This window comes from Stenotrophomonas sp. YJH_SMC_43, from assembly GCF_059372535.1.
The window spans coordinates 464,880-482,951 of sequence record NZ_JCAFVQ010000001.1 but is presented as its reverse complement, the minus strand read 5'-3'; the positions used below and the strand labels follow the sequence as shown (position 1 = coordinate 482,951).

Below are 18,072 nucleotides of genomic sequence, written 5' to 3'. Positions count from 1 at the left end.
CTACTGCTGGACAGTTCGTTGATCGCACACGCTTCCCGCTCGTTGAGCATTATCGGTGCCGGCCTTGCCGGGTCCCTGCTGGCCATCCTGCTGTCACGCCAGGGCTGGCGCATCACCCTGTACGAGCGCCGCGGCGATCCGCGCGTGGCCGACTACGAGAGCGGCCGCTCGATCAACCTGGCGCTGGCCGAGCGTGGGCGCAATGCGCTGCGCCAGGCCGGCGTGGAAGACGAGGTGATGGCGCGCGCGGTGATGATGCGCGGCCGCATGGTGCACCCGCGCGAAGGCGAACCGCAGCTGCAGCGCTATGGCCGTGATGACAGCGAAGTGATCTGGTCGATCCACCGCAGCGACCTGAACACCACGCTGCTGGAACTGGCCGAACAGGCCGGCGCCACCGTGCACTTCCATCGCCGCCTGCACACCGTCGATTTCGATGCCGGCTACGCGCGCTTCATCGATGATCGCGACGACAGCCCGCACGACATCCGCTTCGACACCCTGATCGGTGCGGACGGCGCCGGCTCGGCGCTGCGCGCGGCGATGAACCGCCGTGCGCCGCTGGGCGAGGACATCGCCTTCCTCGACCACTCCTACAAGGAGCTGGAGATCCCGCCGGCCGCAGATGGCAACTTCCGCATCGAGCGCAACGCACTGCACATCTGGCCGCGCGGCCACTACATGTGCATCGCCCTGCCCAACCACGAAGGCACCTTCACCGTCACCCTGTTCCTGCCCAACCAGGGCGAGCCCAGCTTCGCCACGGTCAACACCGGCGTACAGGCCGAGGCGCTGTTCGCGCGGGAGTTCGCCGACACCTTGCCGTTGATCCCGAACCTGCGCGCGGACTGGGAACAACACCCGCCGGGCCTGCTCGGCACGCTCACCCTGGACCGATGGCATCAGCAGGGCCGCGCCGTACTGATCGGCGATGCTGCGCATGCGATGGTGCCGTTCCACGGCCAGGGCATGAACTGCGCATTCGAGGACTGCGTGTCTCTGGCCCGTCATCTGATGGAAGCGGACGACCTGGAAGGCGCGTTCGAAGCCTTCGAAGCCGAGCGCAAGCCGAATGCACGTGCCATCCAGCAGATGGCGCTGGAGAACTACCTGGAGATGCGCGACCGCGTGGCCGATCCTGCGTTCCTTCTGCAGCGCGACCTGGAGCAGGAACTGCAGCGGCGCTGGCCGACCCGCTTCGTACCGCATTACACGATGGTCACTTTCCTGCACACACCCTACGCCGAGGCGCTGCGCCGCACCGAACTGCAGCGCGAGATGCTGGCGGCGGCCACTGCAGGTCACCACTCACTGGACAACATCGACTGGACGGCACTGGAAGCGCAGATCCACGCGCAGCTGCCGATCCTGGAGGGCGCGCACTGATGGCTGACAGCTTCCTGTTCTACGATCTGGAAACCTTCGGCCAGGACCCGCGACGCACGCGCATCTCCCAGTACGCCGCCATCCGTACCGACGCCGACCTCAACGAGATCGATACCCCGGTCAGTTTCTTCGTGCGCCCGGCCGACGACCTGCTGCCCTCGCCGATGGCCACCCTGGTCACCGGCATCACCCCGCAGCAGGCCCTGGCCGAGGGCATCAGCGAGGCCGAAGCCTTCGACCGTATCAACGAGCAGCTGTCGCGTCCCGGCACCTGCGCATTGGGCTACAACACCCTGCGCTTCGACGATGAGTTCGTCCGCTACGGCCTGTTCCGTAACTTCCATGACCCCTACGAACGCGAGTGGCGCAACGGCAATTCGCGCTGGGACCTGCTGGACATGCTGCGACTCATGCGCGCGATGCGTCCGGACGGCATCCAGTGGCCGCTGCGCGAGGACGGCGCCACCTCGTTCAAGCTCGAGCACCTGGCCGAGGCCAACAACGTGCGCGAAGGCGACGCGCACGAAGCGCTGTCCGACGTGCGCGCCACCATCGGCATGGCACGCCTGTTCAAGCAGTCGCAGCCGCGGCTGTGGGAGTACGCGCTGAAGCTGCGCGACAAGCGCTTCGTCGGCAGCCTGCTGGACGTGACCGCGATGAAACCCGTGCTGCACATTTCCATGCGCTACCCCGCCAGTCGCCTGTGCGCGGCGCCGGTGCTGCCCTTGGCCGTGCATCCCACCATCAGCAACCGCGTGATCGTGTTCGACCTGGATGGCGACATCGACGACCTGCTGGCACTGCCGGCCGAGGTGATCGCACAGCGCCTGTACATGCGCGCCAGCGAACTGCCCGAAGGCGCGGCGCGGGTGCCACTGAAGGAAGTGCATCTGAACAAGGTGCCAGCACTGATCGCCTGGAACCACCTGCGCGCCGATGACCACGCGCGACTCGGCCTGGACGTGGCCGCGATCGAGGCCAAGGTCGAGCGCCTGCGCGCGTTCGCCCCGCAGCTGGCCGAGAAGGCGCGCCAAGTCTACAACCAGCCCCGTGCGGCCACCGTGGCCGACGTCGATGCCTCGCTGTACGACGGCTTCCTCGGCAATGGCGACAAGCCGCTGCTGGCGCTGGCCCGCACCACAGCGCCGGAACAGCTGGCCGGGCTGGAAGGCCGCTTCCGCGACCCGCGCCTGCCCGAACTGCTGTTCCGCTACCGCGCGCGCAATCATCCCGACAGCCTCGCGCCGCCTGAACGCCAGCGCTGGCAGGATTACCGCCGCCAGCGCCTGCTCGGAGACGGCGGCCTGGGCGAACTCAATCTGCCCCAGTACCAGCAGCAGCTCGATGCACTGGCCGCCGAAGCGCCCGACGATGCGCGGCGCCAGGCCCTGCTGCAATCGCTGCGCGACTGGGGCCAGCAGCTGCAGGAGACCTTGTGAGTACCTATTTCTCGGACGCCAGCTTCAAGTTCCTGCGCAGCCTGGCGCGGCATAACGAAAAGGCATGGTTCAACGATCACCGCCAGCAGTATGAAGAACACGTGCGGCAGCCGTTCCTGCGCCTGCTGGGTGACCTGCAGCCGGCGCTGGCCGAGGTCAGCGACCACTTCCGCGCCGATACCCGTGGCGTCGGTGGCTCGCTGTTCCGCATCCACCGCGACGCGCGCTTCTCCAACGACAAATCCCCGTACAAAACCTGGCAGGGTGCGCGCCTGTTCCATGAGCGCCGCCGCGAAGTGGCCGCGCCTTCGTTCTACGTGCACCTGCAACCGGGCGAGAGCTTCGTTGGCGCCGGCCTGTGGCATCCAGAACCGGAGACCCAGCGCCGCGTGCGCCACTTCATCCTCGACAACCCGGGCAGCTGGAAGGCGGCCGCGCATGCTCCCGCGCTGCGCAAGCGCTTCGACTTCGAGGAGAGCGAAAAACTGGTGCGTCCACCGCGCGGCTTCCCGGCCGATTTCGAGTTCATCGACGACCTCAAGCATCGCAACTGGGTGATGTGGCGCTCGCTGGACGACGCCACCATGACCGGCCCTCGCCTGCTGTCCACGCTCGGCAGGGATCTGGCAGGGCTGGGCCCGTTCGTCGACTATCTGTGCGCGGCGCTGGACCTGGAATTCTGATGCCGTTGGCGCACCAACGCCGCACGCTGGGCCGCACCGGGCTGGCGGTTTCGCCGGTGGGCCTGGGCTGTTCCGGCTTCTGGGGGCATCGCCGGTTCCCGGAACAGTCGGCCGCGCACGTGGTCGAGCATGCACTGGCACAGGGCGTCAACCTGTTGGACACCGGTCACAACTACTCCGGTTTCCACGCCGAGCCGCGGCTGGGCCGCATCCTGCGCCCGTTGCTGAAGCGATACCCGCGCGAGTCGCTGGTGATCTCCAGCAAGGGCGGCACGCTGACCGGCCAGGCCGGCATCAGCGGCGCCGAGCAGCGCAATTTCTCGCCCGCCGCCATCACCGCCAGCTGCGAAGCCTCGCTGCGCAACCTCGGCCTGGATTACCTCGATATCTACCAGCTGCACGGTGCCAGCCAGCACGACATCAACGATGACCTGCTGGCCGCACTGCAGCGACTGCGCGAACGCGGGCTGATCCGGCACACCGGCATCAATACGCACACGGCGTCGACCCTGTGCTGGATGATCGACCATCCCATGCTGTTCGATGTGGTGCTTCTGGACTACAACGCCCTGCAGCAGGACCGTGAACCGCTGATAGACCAGTTGCACGCGGCGGGCATCGGCGTGCTCGCCGGCACCGTGCTGGCGCAGGGCCATCTGCTGCCGTCACGCGCCCGCCTGCCGCGCCCGGCCGACGCTTGGTACCTGGCCAGAGCCTGGCTCAAGCCAAGCAGCCGCGCACTGATGCACAGTGCACGCCGGATGCGCCACGCCATCGCTACCATCCGCAGCCAGCGCCCCGCCCAGACCGCGTTTGCCTACGCCCTGGGCCATCCCGGCGTGGCCAGCGGCATCCTCGGCACCACCCGCACCGTCAGCCTGGACGAAGTGCTGGCGACGCGGCTTGAGGCATTGACCGCAGCCGAACGCCAGCAGCTGGTGAACGCCTTCGGTGATGGCCGCGGATCACCCAGTCATTGAGTCTTCACCCCATGCCGCTGTGGTTGCGGCAGTCTGTGCGGCATGAAGAAACTCACTGTACTCGTTGTGTTGCTGGTCCTGGCCTTGGCCGCCTGGTGGTTCGGTGGCCCCTACATGACCGTGCGCGGGCTGTCCCAGGCCATTGAACAGCGCGACACCGCACGCCTGGAGCGCTATGTGGATTTCCCGCGCGTGCGCAGCAGCCTGCGGGCGCAGCTCAACGACTACCTGGTGCGCCAGGCCGGCCCGGATGTGGCGGCCAGTCCCTTCGGTGCCCTGCTGTATGGGTTGGGCGACCAGCTAGGCGGTGCCGCGGTGGACACCATGGTGACCCCGACCGGTATCGGCGCGATGCTGCAGGGCCACGTGCTATGGAAGCGCGGCCGCAATGAACTGCAGGGCGGCGATGCCTTCGGCCCGACCGAGCCGGCGCGACCGCTGAAGAATGCCGAGCATCATTTCGAAGCGCTGGACCGCTTCGTGATCGATGTCGATCGCGGCCCCGGCCAGGCGCCGATGAAGGTCGTGCTGGAGCCGCAGGGCCTGCGCTGGAAGGTGGTGGACCTGCAGCTGGGGATGTCGGGCAGCCCTTGATCGTACCCGGGGCCTGAGGGCGATGCCGACCTAGGTTGGCAACTACCGGGGCATGCGGCTCTGGTAGATGCCCACCTTGGTGGGCGCCGATGCATGGCAGTGCCAACCGAGGTCGGCACCTACCCGGCATGGCTTCAGCCTTCGTTGGCGACGCCGTGCGGTACGTGGCCGGCGGCCACATGCTCGCGGGCGCTGTCGATGTTGTGCTGCGAATCGTCGAAGAAGATGTCGGCGCCGAACGCCTGCAGGAACGGGCCCTTGTGGCGGCCGCCGAGGAACAGCGCCTCATCCAGGCGCACGCCCCACTCGCGCAGGGTGCGGATCACCCGCTCATGCGCCGGTGCCGAACGCGCGGTCACCAGTGCGGTACGGATCGGCGCACTCTCGCCGGCCGGGAACACTTCCTGCAGCGTGTGCAGCGCCGACAGGAAGCCGCGGAAAGGGCCGCCACTGAGCGGTTCACGGGCCCGTTCGCGCTCGTGGCGGCCAAAGGCTTCCACGCCCTGCTCGCGCGAAATTCGCTCGCTCTCATCACCGAAGATCACCGCATCACCGTCGAAGGCGATGCGCAGCTGCCCGGCCGGGCGGGTGATGTCGATCTGATCGGCTGCCGCCGCGGCGGTTTCGCCGGGCGGCTTGGGCAGGATGGTGGCCGCGGCGATGCCATGGCGCAGCGCGCTGCGCACTGATTCCGGGTTGGCCGACAGGAACAGGTCGGTTCCGAACGGCTTCACGTAGGGCCAGGTCGGCTCGCCGGCGGTGAACGTCGCGCGGATGATGCCAAGGCCGTAGTGCTGGATCGAGTTGAAAATGCGCAGGCCGGTATCGGCCGAGTTCCGCGACAGCAGGATGACCTCGACCCGCGGGTTCTCCGGGCTGGCGCCCTGGTTCAACGCCAGCAGCTTGCGCACCACCGGGAACGCCACACCCGGGCCGAGGATGTCGTCTTCGTGCTGACGCTGGAACTCGGCATAGGCCGCCACGCCATCGCTCTCGAACAACGCGTGGCTTTCCTCGAGGTCGAACAGCGCGCGCGAGGTCACCGCGACGGTCAGCAAACGGGGGGAGTTGTCGCCCATCGGTGGGGGTCCTTCAAGCGGTCGGCAAGGCCGGCCGCCTATTGTCCTCAAAAAACGAACTGTTCGCTCAGGATCCGGTCTTCCAGATTGTGCTCCGGGTCGAACAGCAGGGTCACGCGGCGGTCCTTCGACTCGCGGATGGTCACCTCGACCACGTCGCGGGTCTCGTGCGAATCGGCGGTCACGCTGATCGGGCGCTTGTACGGGTCCAGTACGCGGAAACGCACTTCGGTGTCGGCTTTGAGGATCGCCCCGCGCCAGCGTCGCGGCCGATACGGGGCCAGCGGCGTCAGGGCGATGGTATGCGAGCCCAGCGGCAGCACCGGGCCGTGCGCGGAATAGTTGTAGGCGGTACTGCCAGCCGGGGTGGCGACCAGTACGCCGTCACCGATCAGTTCGGCCACGCGTTCCTGGCCGTTGAGGTCGATGCCGATATGCGCCGCCTGCCGGGTCTGGCGCAGCAGCGAGACGTCGTTGTAGGCCAGCGAGCCGGTGCTGGTGCCCGATTCGGTCAATGCCACCATCTCCAGCGGACGCAGGTTGGCCGGCTCGGCACGGGCGATGCGCGCCTGCACGTCTCCGTCGCCGCGATACTGGTTCATCAGGAAGCCGACCGTGCCCAGTTTCATGCCGAACACCGGCTTGCCCAGGTGTCCATGCCGGTGCAGGGTCTGCAGCATGAAGCCATCGCCGCCCAGTGGGCACAGTACATCGGCCTGCTCGGGCGTGTAGTCGCCATAGCGCGACACCATGGCCGCGCGGGCCATCTGCGCGGGCTCGGTGGTACTGGCCAGGAAAGCGATGCGGGGGGTGTCGCTCATCGGTGGATCCGGGGGGAAGGCATGAGGGAGAGCATAACCGAGCGCCGGGGGTTGGACCTCGCGGGGCGGATGACAGATCGATGGCCGGCGTCGGGTCAGTGATCGCAGAAAAACAGGCGGAAACAGAACGGCCCCGCTTTCGCGGGGCCGTTCCGGTTCACACATGCCAGGCGTGGCCTGGCACTACTTCAGTTACGCGCCGTGGGCAGCCAGCTGGCCCAGGCGCTGCACCGCGACCGAAACGGTCGGGTAGTCCAGGGTCTTCTGCTCGGCCAGTTCGGCCAGCATCGCCAGGGTAAAGCGCAGGCTGTTGTCGTCACGGCCCATCCAGGCAGCGACCTTGGCTTCAGCACTGCCACCCTTGGTGCCCAGCACCTGGCCAGCCAGGTTGCGGTGGTTGGCCGCCAGTTCGTCACGCAGCACGCCACGTGCCACGGCGTGCCAACGACCGTTGACCTCCAGCGCGTCGACCTGCTCGAACAGCCACGGCAGCTGCAGGGCATCGCCCAGGCGGAAGTGGACCTTGGACACGTCCACCGGCTTCAGCTTGCGGGTGCGGGCCAGTTCGATGATGTCGAACGCCGGCTCCAGGAAGTGCAGTTCGGCCAGCTGCTGCGCCAGTGCGGACGGCAGGCCCTTCTCCTTCCACTCGGCCACCAGGGCTTCGTAGGTCGGACGCTGCGAATCCGGCAGCACACCCGAAGCAACGCGGATGTCGTTGAACGGACCCTGGTAGCGGTTGACCGCTTCGGTGATGCCCGGCATCGCACCCGGGCGCGACAGCAGCCAGCGCACGAACGAGCGCTGCAGCTTCCAGATCACTTCCAGCGCATCGATCTGCACCGACTCCGGCACCTTGCCGTCGAGGGCATCGATCTGCGCCCACAGCGCGCGTGCATCCAGCGTTTCGCGGCTGATGGTGTAGGCCTTGGCGACCTCGGCGATGGAACGGCCGGTGTCTTCCTGCATGCGCATCAGGAAGGTAGCGCCCATGCGGTTGATGGTCTGGTTGGTCACGGCCGTGGCGATGATTTCGCGCTTCAGGCGGTGACGCTCCATCGCGTCGGCGTACTTCTTCTGCAGCGGGGTCGGGAAGTAGCGCTGCAGTTCCTTGGACAGGTACGGATCTTCCGGGATGTCCGAATCCAGCAGCTGGGCGAACGCCACCAGCTTGGAGTAGGACAGCAGCACCGACAGTTCCGGACGGGTCAGGCCCTGGCCACGTGCCTTGCGCTGGGACAGCTCGGCGTCGGACGGCAGGAACTCGATCTGGCGGTCGAGCAGCCCCTGCTGTTCCAGGGTACGGATGAAGTGCTGCTTGGAACCCAGGCGCTTGACCGCCATCCGCTCCATCAGGCTCAGCGCCTGGTTCTGGCGGTAGTTGTCGTTGAGCACCAGCTCTGCGACTTCATCGGTCATCGAGGCCAGCAGCTTGTTGCGCTGCTCGACGGTCAGCTTCTTGGCCCGCACCACATCATTGAGCAGGATCTTGATGTTGACTTCATGGTCGGAGGTGTCGACACCGGCCGAGTTGTCGATGAAGTCGGTGTTGAGCAGCACGCCAGCCTGCGCGGCTTCGATGCGGCCCAGCTGGGTCATGCCCAGGTTGCCGCCCTCGCCCACCACCTTGCAGCGCAGCTCGCCACCGTTCACGCGCAGCGCGTTGTTGGCGCGGTCGCCGACATCGCTGTGCTGCTCGCTGGCGGCCTTGACGTAGGTACCGATGCCACCGTTCCACAGCAGGTCGACCGGCGCCTTCAGGATCGCGCTCATCAGATCGTTCGGCGACAGCGCCTTGACGTTGTCGTCCAGGCCCAGCGCTTCGCGCACCTGCGGGGTGATCTCGATCGACTTCAGGCTGCGCGGATAGACGCCGCCGCCCTTGCTGATCAGCTTGGCGTCGTAGTCCGCCCAGCTCGAACGCGGCACGGTGAACAGGCGCTCACGTTCGACGAACGTGGTGGCCGCATCCGGGTTCGGGTCCAGGAAGATGTGGCGGTGGTCGAACGCGGCGACCAGGCGGATGTGGCGCGACAGCAGCATGCCGTTGCCGAACACGTCGCCGGACATGTCGCCGACGCCGACCGCGGTGAAGTCCTGGCTCTGGCTGTCACGGCCCAGCGCACGGAAGTGGCGCTTGACCGACTCCCACGCACCACGTGCGGTGATGCCCATGCCCTTGTGGTCGTAACCGACCGAACCACCGGAGGCGAACGCATCGCCCATCCAGAAGCCGTGCGCGATGGCCAGGCCGTTGGCGATGTCGGAGAAGGTCGCGGTGCCCTTGTCGGCGGCCACCACCAGGTACGGATCGTCCATGTCGTGGCGCACGACATCCACCGGCGGCACGATCTTGTTGTTGACGATGTTGTCGGTGATGTCCAGCAGGCCCTGGATGAACAGCTTGTAGCAGGCCACGCCGTTGGCGAAGATCGCATCGCGATCGCCATTCACCGGCGGCATCTTGGCGAAGAAGCCACCCTTCGCGCCGACCGGCACGATGACGGTGTTCTTGACCATCTGCGCCTTGACCAGGCCCAGCACTTCGGTACGGAAGTCTTCGCGACGATCCGACCAGCGCAGGCCACCACGGGCCACGGCGCCGAAGCGCAGGTGGGTACCTTCCACGCGCGGGCCGTAGACGAAGATTTCGCGGTACGGGCGCGGCTTCGGCAGGTCCGGCACCAGCGCCGAATCGAACTTGAAGCTGATGACGTGGCCGTGCTGGCCGTTGGCATCGGTCTGGTAGTAGCTGGTACGCAGGGTCGCGTCGATCACACCCATGAACGAGCGCAGGATGCGGTCCTCGTCCAGGCTGGACACGCGGTCCATCAGCTTCAGCAGCGCATCGCGCGCAGCCTGCATCTGTGCGTCGCGGTCACCCTTGCGGGCGTCGACCACGGTCTTGAGCACCTTCAGGGTGGCGTCGTCGCCAGCAGCCAGCACATCGAAGTGGGCCTTCAGCTGGGCCTGGCCGGCAGCGATGTCGTCCTTGCTCTCGTGGCCGGTGGCCGGATCGAAGCGCGCTTCGAACAGCTCGACCAGCAGGCGGGCCAGCAGCGGGTAGCGCGCGAAGGTGCCTTCCACGTAGGCCTGCGAGAACGGCACGCCGGTCTGCAGCAGGTACTTGCAGTAGCCACGCAGCATGGCGACCTGGCGCCAATGCAGGCCGGCAGCCAGCACCAGGCGGTTGAAGCCATCGTTCTCGGCATCGCCGTGCCAGACGCGGGCGAAGGTCTCGCCGAAGGCTTCATCGACGCTGGCGGCATCGATCGCGCCGGCGGTCGATTCCACCTCGAAGTCCTGCACGTACACCGGCGCGTTGTCGACCGACAGGCGGTACGGACGCTCGGCGATCACGCGCAGGCCCATGTTTTCCATCATCGGCAGCGCATCCGACAGCGGAATGTCGTCCAGCTGGCGATACAGCTTCAGGCGCAGGCCATCGCCGCTTTCGCGCGGCACGGCCTGCAGGCTCAGGCGCAGGTCGTCCGGGCCGGTCAGGGCGTCGAGCTGGCTGACATCGTTGGCGGCAACCGCGGTGCTGTTGTCTTCGATGTAGCCGGCCGGCAGCGCCTTGCCGATGCGGGCGGCGATGCGCAGGCCTTCGGTCTCGCCATGGCGGGACACCAGCGCTTCACGCAGGTCGTCCTGCCAGTTGCGCAGCACCTGGGCCAGCTTCTGCTCCAGTTCGGCGGTATCGACGTCGAGCATTTCGCCAGGCTTCGGGCGCACGATCAGGTGCACCTGGGCCAGCGGCGATTCGCCCAGCACCACCGAGCTGTCCACGTACTCGCCGTGCAGCGCGTCCTTCAGCATCGCTTCGATGCGCAGGCGCACGTCGGTGTTGAAGCGCTCGCGCGGCAGGTAGACCAGCGCGGAGATGAAACGGCTGTACTTGTCGCGGCGCAGGAACAGGCGGCTGCGCACGCGCTCCTGCAGGCCCAGCACGCCCATCGCGGTGCGGAACAGTTCGTCCTCGCTGGACTGGAACAGTTCTTCGCGCGGCAGGGTTTCCAGGATGTGGCGCAGGGCCTTGCCGCTGTGGCTGGCCGGAGCCAGGCCGGACTGCTTCATCACGTGCTCGTGGCGCTGGCGCACCAGCGGGATTTCCCACGGGCGACGGTTGTACGCGCTGGAGGTGAACAGGCCAAGGAAGCGCTGCTCGCCGATGATCTTGCCCTTGGCGTCGAATTCCAGCACGCCGATGTAGTCCATGTAACCGGCGCGGTGCACGCGCGAACGGGCATTGGTCTTGGTCAGGATCAGCGCGTCCTTCAGCCCGGACGTGGTGTTCAGGCCCTGCGCGGCCAGCGTCTTGACCGGACGGGCGGCGGACTTGTCCTTGCCGCGCATCAGGCCCAGGCCGGTGTCGTTCAGCGGCGCCAGCACCTCTTCCTTGCCCTGCTTCTCGACGCGGTACTCGCGGTAGCCGAAGAAGGTGAAGTGGTTGTCGGCGGCCCAGCGCAGGAATTCCTGTGCTTCCTTGCGCGACGCATCGTCAACCGGCAGCTGGCGGCTGCCCAGGTCGTCGGCCAGTGCCAGCGCCTTGTCCTTCATCGGCTGCCAGTCGCGCACGATCGCACGCACTTCGTCCAGCGCCTTGTTGATGGCCTGCTCGATGGCCGCCATGGCGTCGGCCGGCTGGCGGTCGATCTCCAGCAGCATCACCGACTCGGCATCGCCTTCGCCGACCTTGACCAGCTTGCCGGCCTTGTCGCGGGTGAAACGCAGCACCGGGTGGCCCAGCACGTGGACACCCACGCCCTGTTCGGCCAGCGACATGGTGACGGTGTCGACCAGGAACGGCATGTCGTCGTTGACGATCTGCAGCACGGTGTGCGGCGACTCCCAACCGTTGGCCTTCGCGGTCGGATTGAACACGCGGACGTTGGCCTTGCCGGCCTTGCGGGCACGGGCGAATTCCAGCGTCTCAGCCGCGAGAGCGGCCCACTCTTCAGCGCTGTGGTGCGGGAACTCGTCCGACTCCATGCGCTTGTAGAAGTCAGTGGCAAATGCCACTGCTTCGGCCTGTGCGGCCGCGGGGTAGCGCTTGCGCAAGGCCGTGTACACCGGCTCCAGGGAGAAACCAGCGGTCACTGCGACCTCCGCTTCTGCTGGTTTGGTCTTGTTTTTCACGGTCTTGGCTGCGGTTTTTTGCGGTTTCATGGCAGAGCGATGCGCTTGCTCAGTTGGGAAAATGAAATTGTAGCCCTACCGCACGAAAAGGCCTTGCTGCAGGACGGAATAACCAGATTCGGGTTTGCTGCGGTTTAGACGCCTATTCAGTTCGCACCGGTATGGTGCTGGCGCCCGCTTCAGCACTGCCGACAGGATCGGCAAAGCGTGTTACCGGAAGACACACGCGGCGACACCGATTCGATTCCACAATCCTGAACTGGACGGTATAGTCCACCGCGTGAATCCGGCCTACCTCCCCGTTGCCCTCGACGCACGCGATGAGCGCGTGTTCGATGCCGTGCGCGAGCTGCTGGCCCAGCAGGGCATGCAGATGAGCATGGATGCGGTGGCCCAGCACGCCGGCTGCTCCAAGCAGACCCTGTACTCGCGTTACGGCAGCAAGCAGGAACTGCTGCGCCGGGTGATGCAGCGCCACGTCGGCCACGCCACCGGCGCCATGGTTCGTGCACTCCGCACTGACGACCTGCGTGCCAGCCTGCTCCAGTTCGCCACCGACTTTCTGGAGCACTTCAACCAACCGCACGTGGGCCAGGCCTGTCGGCTGATCGCCGCCGATGCATCCCAGTTTCCCGAAGAGGCGCGTACGCTGTACCGGCATGGTGCCGGCGCGCTGACGCTTCATCTTTCTGAATGGATTGAAACCGTTTGCATGCGAGGCCAGCTCCGGCATGACGACCCGCACTTCATGGCCGAACTGCTGCTGAGCATGATCGCCGGTCAGGATTTCGACAAACAGCGCTTCCATACCCCCCATCGTGATGACGCGCAGCTGCGTCGGCGCTGGGCAGAGTTCTCCGTCGACAGCTTCCTGCGCGCCTTCGCGCCTCAGCCGTCGCCGGCCCCGTCTTCAAACCAACCCCGGAGTTCCTCCTGATGACCGCCCCACTCCGCACCCTTGCCTTGACGTGCGCCGTTGCTGTCGCGCTGGCTGCCTGCAAGAAGCCGGAACAGCAGACGCCCCCGCCGCCGGAGGTGGGCGTGATCGACGCCAAGCCGCAGACCCTGCCGCTGCAGCGTGAGCTGGTCGGCCGCCTGTCGCCGTTCCGCAGCGCCGACGTGCGTGCGCGCGTGCCGGGCGTACTGCTCAAGCGCGTCTACCAGGAAGGCTCCCAGGTCAAGCAGGGGCAACCCCTGTTCCTGATCGACCCGGCGCCGCTGCGTGCCTCGCTCAATGCCTCCGAGGCCCAGCTGGCTTCGGCCCGCGCCACCTACGCCAATGCCAAGGTGGCCGCCGACCGCGCCCGTTCGCTGGCGCCGCAGCAGTTCGTCTCCAAGTCCGACCTGGACAACGCCGAATCGGCCGAACGCACCGCGCTGGCCGCGGTCAAGCAGGCCGAAGCGGCGGTGACCTCCTCGCGCATCAGCCTGGGCTATACCGAAGTGACCGCACCGATCAGTGGCGTGGCCAACAAGCAGCAGGTCACCGAGGGCGCACTGGTCGGCCAGGGCGATGTGACCCTGCTGACCACCGTCGACCAGCTCGACCCGCTGTACGTGAACTTCTCGCTGAGCGTGGATGAGCTGACCCAGCTGCGTGCGCAGCAGGCCAAGGGCGCGCTGGCGCTGTCGGGTGACGGCAAGGCCACGGTCAACGTCAAGCTGGCCGACGGCACCACTTACAGCGAGCCGGGCACGCTGGACTTCTCTTCGACCACGGTCGACCCGGCCACCGGCGCGGTGTCGCTGCGTGCGCTGCTGCCGAACCCGCAGCAGATCCTGCTGCCGGGTGCCTTCGTCAGCTTCCAGGCCAACCTGGGCGAGCGCAACAACGCCTACCTGGTGCCGCAGCAGGCACTGCTGCGTGACACCACCGGCGGCTACGTGATGGTGGTCGGTGCCGACGGCAAGGTCATCCGCAAGAACGTGAAGACCGACGGTGCGCAGAACGGCAACTGGCTGGTCAGCGACGGCCTGGCCGCCGGTGACAAGGTGATCGTGGCCGGCGTGCAGAAGGTCAAGGAAGGCGCACCGGCAGTCGCCAAGCCGTGGACCCCGGGGCAGGACGCCAACGGCAAGCCTGCCGCAGGCGGCGCCGCTCCGGCGGGCGCGGCACCGGCCGCAGGCAAGGCACCGGCCGACGCGGCCAAGCCCGAGCAGGCCGATGCGGCCAAGCCGGCAGCCACCGATTCGAACAAGCAGTAACGGGAACCTTCCGTCATGCCTAAATTTTTCATCGAACATCCAGTCTTCGCCTGGGTGGTTGCGATCCTGATCTCGCTCAGCGGCGTGATCGCGATCCTCAACCTGGGCGTGGAGTCCTATCCCAACATCGCCCCGCCGCAGGTCACCGTCTCGGCCACCTACCCGGGTGCCAGTGCCGACACCACGGAGAAGTCGGTCACCCAGGTGATCGAGCAGCAGCTGACCGGTATCGATCACCTGCTGTACTTCAGCTCCTCGTCCGCCTCCAACGGCCGTGCACAGATCACCCTGACCTTCGAGACCGGTACCGATCCGGACATCGCCCAGGTGCAGGTGCAGAACAAGGTCTCGCTGGCCACGCCACGCCTGCCCTCGGAAGTCACCCAGCAGGGCGTGGTGGTGGCCAAGGCCAACGCCGGCTTCCTGATGGTGGTGGCGCTGCAGTCCGATACCCCCGCCATCAACCGTGACGCCCTGAACGACATCGTCGGTTCGCGTGTGCTCGACCAGGTCTCGCGTATCCCCGGCGTCGGCAGCACGCAGCAGTTCGGTTCCGAGTACGCCATGAACATCTGGCTGAACCCGGAAAAGATGCAGGGTTATGGTCTGTCGGCCAGCCAGGTGCTGGCGGCGGTGCGCGCGCAGAACGTGCAGTTCGCCGCCGGTGCGCTGGGTTCGGACCCGTCGCCGGAAGGCCAGCACTTCACCGCCACGGTCTCGGCCGAAGGCCGCTTCAGTTCGCCGCAGGAGTTCGAGAACATCATCCTGCGCGCCAATGCTGACGGTTCGCGCGTGCTGCTGAAGGACATCGCCCGCGTTGCCTTCGGTGCCAACAACTACGGCTTCGACACCCAGTACAACGGCAAGCCGACCGGCGCCTTCGCCATCCAGCTGCTGCCGGGCGCCAATGCCCTGAACGTGGCCGATGCGGTGCGCGCCAAGATGGACAAACTGCAGCCCAGCTTCCCGGCCGGCGTCACCTGGTTCTCGCCGTACGACAGCACCACCTTCGTCAAGATCTCGATCCAGGAAGTGGTCAAGACGCTGTTCGAGGCGGTGTTCCTGGTGTTCCTGGTGATGCTGATCTTCCTGCAGAACTTCCGCGCCACCCTGATCCCGACCCTGGTCATCCCGGTGGCCCTGCTCGGTACCTTCCTGGGCATGTGGATGATCGGCTTCACGATCAACCAGCTGACCCTGTTCGCGATGGTGCTGGCGATCGGCATCGTGGTCGATGACGCGATCGTGGTGATCGAGAACGTCGAACGCATCATGACCGAGGAAGGCCTGGCGCCGAAGCCGGCCACGCAGAAGGCGATGACCCAGATCACCGGCGCGGTGGTGGCGATCACCGTCGTGCTGGCTGCGGTGTTCATCCCGTCCGCCCTGCAGGGCGGCGCCGCCGGTGAGATCTACAAGCAGTTCGCCCTGACCATCGCCATCTCGATGGCGTTCTCGGCGTTCCTGGCCCTGGGCTTCACCCCAGCGCTGTGCGCGACTTTCCTCAAGCCGACGCACAACGACAACCCGAACATCATCTACCGCACCTTCAACAAGTACTACGACAAGATCAGCCACACCTACGTGGGCCACATCACCTCGGCGGTGCGCCATGCGCCGCGCTGGATGATCCTGTTCGTGGTGCTGACCGCTCTGTGCGGTTTCCTGTTCACCCGCATGCCGGGCAGCTTCCTGCCGGAAGAAGACCAGGGCTATGCGCTGGCGATCGTGCAGCTGCCGCCGGGCTCGACCAAGGGCCAGACCAACGAAGTGTTCGCGCAGATGCGTGGCATCCTGGAAAAGCAGGATGGCTATGAAGGCATGCTGCAGGTGGCCGGTTTCAGCTTCGTCGGTTCCGGCGAGAACGTGGGCATGGGCTTCATCCGCCTGAAGCCGTGGGAGGAACGCAAGTTCACCGCGCCGGAGTTCATCCAGAACATGAACGGCGCGTTCTATGGCATCAAGGAAGCGCAGATCTTCGTGGTCAACCTGCCCACCGTGCAGGGCCTTGGCCAGTTCGGTGGCTTCGACATGTGGCTGCAGGACCGTAGCGGTGCCGGTTACGAGCAGCTGACCCAGGCCCGCAACATCCTGCTCGGCCAGGCCGCGCAGAAACCGGACCACCTGGTCGGTGTGCGCCCGAACGGCCTGGAAAACGCGCCGCAGCTGCAGCTGCACGTGGATCGCGTGCAAGCGCAGTCGATGGGCATGTCGGTGTCGGACGTGTACAGCACCATCCAGCTGATGCTGGCCCCGGTGTACGTCAATGACTTCTTCTATGAAGGCCGCATCAAGCGCGTGACCATGCAGGCCGATGGCCCGTACCGCACCGGCCAGGAGTCGCTGAAGAGCTTCTACAGCCCGTCCAGCCTCACCACCAATGCCGACGGTACCAACGCGATGATCCCGCTCAACACGGTGGTCAAGTCCGAATGGGTGTCGGCACCGCCGTCGCTGAGCCGCTACAACGGCTACTCGGCGATCAACATCGTCGGTTCGCAGGCACCGGGCACCAGCTCGGGTGAAGCGATGCAGACCATGGAGGCGATCGTCAACGACGACCTGCCGGCCGGTTTCGGCTACGACTGGTCCGGCATGTCCTACCAGGAAATCCTGGCCGGCAACGCGGCGACGCTGCTGCTGGTGCTGTCGATCGTAGTGGTGTTCCTGTGCCTGGCCGCGTTGTATGAAAGCTGGTCGATCCCGGTGGCGGTGCTGCTGGTAGTGCCGCTGGGCGTGCTCGGCGCCCTCGGCCTGTCCATGCTGCGTGGCCTGCCGAACGACCTGTTCTTCAAGATCGGCCTGATCACCGTGATCGGCCTGGCGGCGAAGAACGCGATCCTGATCGTCGAGTTCGCGGTGGAGCAGCGCGCAGCTGGCAAGACCCTGCGTGATGCCACCATCGAGGCGGCACGCCTGCGTTTCCGACCGATCCTGATGACCTCGTTCGCGTTCATCATGGGCGTGATCCCGATGGCGATCTCCACCGGCGCCGGCGCCAACTCCCGCCACGCCATCGGTACCGGCGTGATCGGCGGCATGCTGTTCGCCACCCTGCTCGGCCTGTTGATGATCCCGGTGTTCTTCGTGGTCGTGCGCCGCATGCTGGGCGACAAGCTGGATGAACCGTCCAAGGAGTTCATGGAACGCCAGCGTGATGCGGATGCTGCACACCGCCCGGATCGTTGATCCGGTGGTGAGCTGAAACGAGAAAGGCCCCGGAGCGATCCGGGGCCTTTTCTCTGCTTTTGAATGCATCCCAACCAAGGTTGGCATCTACCAGGGCAACGACATGCCCGACGGCTGGCAATCACCAGAGCTGCGGCATGCCCGGTAGCCGCCAACCTTGGTTGGCGCCGTTCGGGCCACGTCTCAGCGCAGCAGCGCAATCACCACGCACACCACCACGAGAGCCAGCGCAGGCCATTGCATCGGCAGGAAGAAGAAGTGATGGGGTGCGGCCTCGCCCTTCTGCCTGGGCACACGATTGAACCACAGGCCCAGCAGTACGTTCACCGCTGCGCCGATGCCTGCACCCAGCAGCACCTGGGGCAGTGGAGTGTTGCCCTTGGAGCCTTCATGCGGGAAGAAGTACGCCAGCAGCAGGATGGCTGCGATCGGCGTCACCAGCGTCATGAATCCCCAACCTCGATAGATCATCTTTGCAGACCGCGTAATAAACGACCTGTATTGGAACAGATCGGGTATCGCCCAGCCAGGAAGACCGTGTAGATCCACACATGGCG

12 protein-coding genes are annotated in these 18,072 nt (G+C 66.3%); 8 read left to right on the top strand and 4 right to left on the bottom strand.

What is annotated here, in order from left to right; genetic code table 11:
- The first annotated feature begins 18 nt into the window (after positions 1–18).
- The 5 genes from AC5QAH_RS02205 to AC5QAH_RS02185 are packed head-to-tail and all read left to right on the top strand — an operon-like array spanning position 19 to position 5,082.
- On the top strand, positions 19–1,386 hold the full coding sequence (locus AC5QAH_RS02205) for an FAD-dependent oxidoreductase (protein WP_126560829.1): 1,368 nt from the start codon (positions 19–21) through the stop codon (positions 1,384–1,386).
- The gene (sbcB, locus tag AC5QAH_RS02200; protein WP_099560596.1) at positions 1,386–2,825 is read left to right on the top strand and encodes an exodeoxyribonuclease I; all 1,440 of its coding nucleotides are present in this window, start codon (positions 1,386–1,388) and stop codon (positions 2,823–2,825) included. The genes AC5QAH_RS02205 and sbcB overlap by 1 nt, the downstream gene beginning before the upstream one ends.
- Positions 2,822–3,508: a DUF2461 domain-containing protein gene (locus tag AC5QAH_RS02195; protein WP_312718438.1), complete on the top strand. Its 687-nt coding sequence runs from the start codon at positions 2,822–2,824 to the stop codon at positions 3,506–3,508. The genes sbcB and AC5QAH_RS02195 overlap by 4 nt, the downstream gene beginning before the upstream one ends.
- Positions 3,508–4,488 carry an aldo/keto reductase gene (locus tag AC5QAH_RS02190; protein WP_019337346.1) on the top strand — a complete coding sequence of 327 codons (981 nt, stop codon included), beginning with the start codon at positions 3,508–3,510 and terminating at the stop codon, positions 4,486–4,488. Before AC5QAH_RS02195 ends, AC5QAH_RS02190 begins: the two co-directional genes overlap by 1 nt.
- 42 nt (positions 4,489–4,530) lie before the next feature.
- A complete protein-coding gene (locus tag AC5QAH_RS02185; RefSeq protein ID WP_019337347.1) occupies positions 4,531–5,082 on the top strand; it encodes a DUF2939 domain-containing protein in 552 nt (183 codons plus the stop codon).
- A gap of 134 nt (positions 5,083–5,216) precedes the next feature.
- Here the strand turns inward: AC5QAH_RS02185 and AC5QAH_RS02180 are convergent, their stop codons facing one another.
- From AC5QAH_RS02180 to AC5QAH_RS02170, 3 genes are all read right to left on the bottom strand, one after another.
- Positions 5,217–6,161: a 5'-nucleotidase gene (locus tag AC5QAH_RS02180; protein WP_010480444.1), complete on the bottom strand. Its 945-nt coding sequence runs from the start codon at positions 6,159–6,161 to the stop codon at positions 5,217–5,219.
- A gap of 47 nt (positions 6,162–6,208) precedes the next feature.
- The gene (locus tag AC5QAH_RS02175; protein ID WP_159360360.1) at positions 6,209–6,982 is read right to left on the bottom strand and encodes an NAD kinase; all 774 of its coding nucleotides are present in this window, start codon (positions 6,980–6,982) and stop codon (positions 6,209–6,211) included.
- A gap of 192 nt (positions 6,983–7,174) precedes the next feature.
- A complete protein-coding gene (locus AC5QAH_RS02170) occupies positions 7,175–12,151 on the bottom strand; it encodes an NAD-glutamate dehydrogenase (protein ID WP_049455473.1) in 4,977 nt (1,658 codons plus the stop codon).
- A gap of 250 nt (positions 12,152–12,401) precedes the next feature.
- Between AC5QAH_RS02170 and AC5QAH_RS02165 the strand changes: the two genes are divergently transcribed.
- From AC5QAH_RS02165 to AC5QAH_RS02155, 3 genes are read left to right on the top strand one after another with little or no spacing between them, the layout of a single operon-like run.
- Positions 12,402–13,058, top strand: coding sequence for a TetR/AcrR family transcriptional regulator (locus tag AC5QAH_RS02165; protein ID WP_235650700.1), 657 nt, complete (start codon positions 12,402–12,404; stop codon positions 13,056–13,058).
- Positions 13,058–14,326: an efflux RND transporter periplasmic adaptor subunit gene (locus AC5QAH_RS02160; protein WP_010480436.1), complete on the top strand. Its 1,269-nt coding sequence runs from the start codon at positions 13,058–13,060 to the stop codon at positions 14,324–14,326. Before AC5QAH_RS02165 ends, AC5QAH_RS02160 begins: the two co-directional genes overlap by 1 nt.
- Before the next feature lie 15 nt (positions 14,327–14,341).
- Positions 14,342–17,515 carry a multidrug efflux RND transporter permease subunit gene (locus AC5QAH_RS02155; protein ID WP_495232051.1) on the top strand — a complete coding sequence of 1,058 codons (3,174 nt, stop codon included), beginning with the start codon at positions 14,342–14,344 and terminating at the stop codon, positions 17,513–17,515.
- A 183-nt stretch (positions 17,516–17,698) separates the two neighbouring features.
- Here AC5QAH_RS02155 and AC5QAH_RS02150 read toward each other — a convergent pair whose 3' ends face one another.
- Positions 17,699–17,962, bottom strand: a complete 264-nt coding sequence (locus tag AC5QAH_RS02150) for a hypothetical protein (RefSeq protein ID WP_260362443.1) — start codon at positions 17,960–17,962, stop codon at positions 17,699–17,701.
- Between the last annotated feature and the right edge of the window lie 110 nt (positions 17,963–18,072).

What these genes read in the sequence shown, in the direction of transcription:
- sbcB (WP_099560596.1), top strand. Translation starts at nt 1,386, where the DNA reads ATGGCTGACAGCTTCCTGTTCTACGATCTGGAAACCTTCGGCCAGGAC.
- AC5QAH_RS02190 (WP_019337346.1), top strand. Translation starts at nt 3,508, where the DNA reads ATGCCGTTGGCGCACCAACGCCGCACGCTGGGCCGCACCGGGCTGGCG.
- AC5QAH_RS02185 (WP_019337347.1), top strand. Translation starts at nt 4,531, where the DNA reads ATGAAGAAACTCACTGTACTCGTTGTGTTGCTGGTCCTGGCCTTGGCC.
- AC5QAH_RS02180 (WP_010480444.1), bottom strand. Translation starts at nt 6,161, where the DNA reads ATGGGCGACAACTCCCCCCGTTTGCTGACCGTCGCGGTGACCTCGCGC.
- AC5QAH_RS02175 (WP_159360360.1), bottom strand. Translation starts at nt 6,982, where the DNA reads ATGAGCGACACCCCCCGCATCGCTTTCCTGGCCAGTACCACCGAGCCC.
- AC5QAH_RS02170 (WP_049455473.1), bottom strand. Translation starts at nt 12,151, where the DNA reads ATGAAACCGCAAAAAACCGCAGCCAAGACCGTGAAAAACAAGACCAAA.
- AC5QAH_RS02160 (WP_010480436.1), top strand. Translation starts at nt 13,058, where the DNA reads ATGACCGCCCCACTCCGCACCCTTGCCTTGACGTGCGCCGTTGCTGTC.
- AC5QAH_RS02155 (WP_495232051.1), top strand. Translation starts at nt 14,342, where the DNA reads ATGCCTAAATTTTTCATCGAACATCCAGTCTTCGCCTGGGTGGTTGCG.
- AC5QAH_RS02150 (WP_260362443.1), bottom strand. Translation starts at nt 17,962, where the DNA reads ATGACGCTGGTGACGCCGATCGCAGCCATCCTGCTGCTGGCGTACTTC.